The organism is Streptomyces tailanensis (genome assembly GCF_008386495.1).
Lineage (GTDB): Bacteria > Actinomycetota > Actinomycetes > Streptomycetales > Streptomycetaceae > Streptomyces > Streptomyces tailanensis.
This window is the reverse complement of sequence record NZ_VTHJ01000159.1, coordinates 1-2,656: the sequence shown is the minus strand read 5'-3', so window position 1 is coordinate 2,656 and position 2,656 is coordinate 1. Positions and strand designations below refer to the sequence as shown.

The following is a 2,656-nucleotide window of genomic DNA, read 5'->3' as shown; positions in this document are numbered from 1 at the left end:
CCGCTGGACCTCCTCGGCCTGGCCTGACCAGCGACGATCCAAGACCGTCAGACTTTGCAACAGCCCTGCACCGTGACCTGCAACTTTCTGCTACCACTGCGACTTTGAAATCGCCCTGCCCCACTCGATGAATCCGTCTTCGTCGTCCACAACACATGGCCACCGCTCGCACATCGCGGCCACAACAGCGTCTGCAACCCCTATCGTCCGATAGTCGATGACAAAGCCGTTCCAAGTTCCGATGAGCCCCTCTATAACAGCAAGCTCATCCGGCTCGTACTCCCTCTCCAGCTCACCATCCAGGTTTGGTCCAACCCAAGCGACAGACCCGTCATGCAACACGGTCAGCCGACCGTCCTGGAAATCCACACCGACCCTGGCTGGCGAGCAACTGGTCTCGAACTTCCTCAACCGTCACCTCGCGCGACACACATACGATCAGCGAATTCACGGCGCAACCACTGCCAGCAGATCATCCAGCGAAGTGACACCGGTTCCTCCTCGACCGTTCACTTCCTTGACGACACTCGGCCGCAGCTTCGGACCATAAACGATCACTGACTTGTCCGTACCCTAGCTCAGACAGAATCCCGAGCTTCAATTTCCGAAAGGCCCAGCGATTCAAACAGAGGAACCAGCCACACCAAGTACCAACCAATGTCGCAAAATCGAGAAGAACCCGATAGAAGCTTGGGATTCACTCCAATTACACAGGATATTGAATTTCGCCCTGGATGGAATAGGAAATCTCCACCAGAATTCACGTCGGGGAAAAATAGCGTGATTCCCACCACTCGATCCCCCCATCGCGACTCCCCCATTTTGAAGATGACTTCATCCAACCGACCTTCTTCTATCCTCTGCCAGTCGAACATCCCGTCTTCGTCAATCAGATACGCAACCTCGCCTTCCCGAGAAGGCCTCATTCCCGCCTCAAGCAGAGTACGGATAGCTGTCGAAACATCAATTGCATCTTCGAACGTGAAGTCGATATCTACAGTCCTCGCCACGAACTCACGCCTCCTCGATCGGAATTCACCTTGAAATCACTTCCCACGGAATCCCCTTCTTGGTCAGCCAATTAGCTAGCGACTCGGGAATTTCATTCTCGGAAATTATGGAAGACGATCCATTGGCTTCTCTGAGCGCCTTGCCCAGCCCGTCGTTGATCCGCCCGATCCCGTCGGCCGTGTCGGCCACGCCGGTGCCGATCATGCCCACGCCGGTCGCGACGGCGGGGGCGCCGGCGATGCAGCCGACGCCGGTGAGGCAGATCACGGCGCCACCGACGATGATGTCTCCGCCGGCGCCTATCAGAGCTAGGCTTTCGGCGGTCTCGGCGGCGCCCCACCAGATGTCGAGCTGGGAGAAGATTACAAAGCCAGAGCCGATGAAGGTATCGATGATGGCAGACAGTCGACTCCATCCCAAACCGCCATCGCCCCTTTCGGTCAGCCATGGACGTTCGCGCAATTTCTCTGCCGGAACGACGCGGAATGGTCAGCAGTGTTCGCTACTAAAGATGAACTATCGCGCGTTGGACCCAGGCTCGTTCATGATGCTCCTGCAGAAGCAGGATACAAGAAATCCAAGAGCTCATCGAAAAGCACTGCGACGGCACGTTCCTCCTGCTGCCGACTCAGGTCATCCAAACGCCGCACCCGGACTGGTGAGGAAGCAAGGTTGGCCACCAGAAGTGCCCAGTAGAGATTTTCCCCCTCCCCCAGTTTTGCAGCCAAACACTCGGAGAAACCTTGCAACAGTTCAGCTCCAGTCGCAGCGTTGCAACCGTTGATGAAGGCGACGTGTTCTCGGTAGCCGCCATTTAGACCGTAAGCATCCGGCCGCCTCTGCACATCAGAGAAAAGCCGTACAAAATCCATTCAAACACCTCATGGCTGATAGGGACTCGGCTTCATCTGCAGATATTCACCGTACTCCCAGCGACTCAGGTAGCGCTCCAAAGGCTCACCGTGACACCCTGTCCACGCATCGTACACCTGTCCATCTTTCAGTATGACGTCGTGATGCGCCCAGCCTGTGTCCTCACCTCGATATTTCCCGAGTGTTGGTGCACCGTACTGGTCGGTTATACGCATTCGCTCTCCGCCGATCTTCGCCTGGATATCTACAGCCACATCCTCACAACCGCTACTCCCGCAAATATTTGACGGTTCTTGCGCCTTCCATTTCGGACCGAGGTCTCCGCTCTTGGCTGTGGAACCAGCTCCCTCGCTCTTCCCTGCATTCGACTCGGCTTCTCTGAGCGCTTTCCCGAGCCCGTCGTTGATCCGCCCGATCCCGTCGGCCGTGTCGGCCACGCCGGTGCCGATCATGCCCACGCCGGTCGCGACGGCGGGGGCGCCGGCGATGCAGCCGACGCCGGTGAGGCAGATCATGGCGCCACCGACGATGATGTCTCCGCCGGCGCCCATCAGAGCCATGCTTCCGGCGGTCTCGGCGGCGCCCCACCAGATGTCGGGGCTGGGAGAAGATCGCGGAACCGTAGTGGACGACCGTGTCCTCAATGGCCGACAGCCAGCCCCACTTCGGGCCGCTGACACCGTTCCTCTTGGTGGGGATGGGAACGCTGGTGGTCGTGCCGGTGCTGCTGGTGCTGGCGGTGCCCTTGGAGGGGTCGACCGTGCCGGTCTTC

The 2,656-nt window shown here is 58.5% G+C and carries 5 protein-coding genes; all 5 read right to left on the bottom strand.

The genetic code is table 11. From position 1 onward, the window contains the following. Positions 1-90: 90 nt before the first annotated feature. The 5 genes from F3T56_RS45760 to F3T56_RS45740 all read right to left on the bottom strand — a co-directional run bounded on the left by F3T56_RS45760 (position 91) and on the right by F3T56_RS45740 (position 2,444). Positions 91-411 carry a hypothetical protein gene (locus F3T56_RS45760; RefSeq protein WP_149831359.1) on the bottom strand — a complete coding sequence of 107 codons (321 nt, stop codon included), beginning with the start codon at positions 409-411 and terminating at the stop codon, positions 91-93. A gap of 167 nt (positions 412-578) precedes the next feature. Beyond that, entirely contained in the window at positions 579-1,010 is a 432-nt protein-coding gene (locus F3T56_RS45755) for a hypothetical protein (RefSeq protein WP_149831358.1), read from the bottom strand. A gap of 25 nt (positions 1,011-1,035) precedes the next feature. Then, positions 1,036-1,473: a hypothetical protein gene (locus F3T56_RS45750; protein ID WP_149831357.1), complete on the bottom strand. Its 438-nt coding sequence runs from the start codon at positions 1,471-1,473 to the stop codon at positions 1,036-1,038. A gap of 80 nt (positions 1,474-1,553) precedes the next feature. Then, positions 1,554-1,883, bottom strand: coding sequence for a hypothetical protein (locus F3T56_RS45745; RefSeq protein WP_149831356.1), 330 nt, complete (start codon positions 1,881-1,883; stop codon positions 1,554-1,556). A gap of 9 nt (positions 1,884-1,892) precedes the next feature. Continuing rightward, positions 1,893-2,444 (bottom strand): hypothetical protein, encoded by a 552-nt coding sequence (locus tag F3T56_RS45740; protein WP_149831355.1) that lies wholly within the window; start codon positions 2,442-2,444, stop codon positions 1,893-1,895. Between the last annotated feature and the right edge of the window lie 212 nt (positions 2,445-2,656).

Excerpts from the sequence above, each read along its gene's own strand:
- F3T56_RS45745 (WP_149831356.1), bottom strand. The coding sequence starts at position 1,883 with ATGGATTTTGTACGGCTTTTCTCTGATGTGCAGAGGCGGCCGGATGCT.
- F3T56_RS45740 (WP_149831355.1), bottom strand. The coding sequence starts at position 2,444 with ATGGCTCTGATGGGCGCCGGCGGAGACATCATCGTCGGTGGCGCCATG.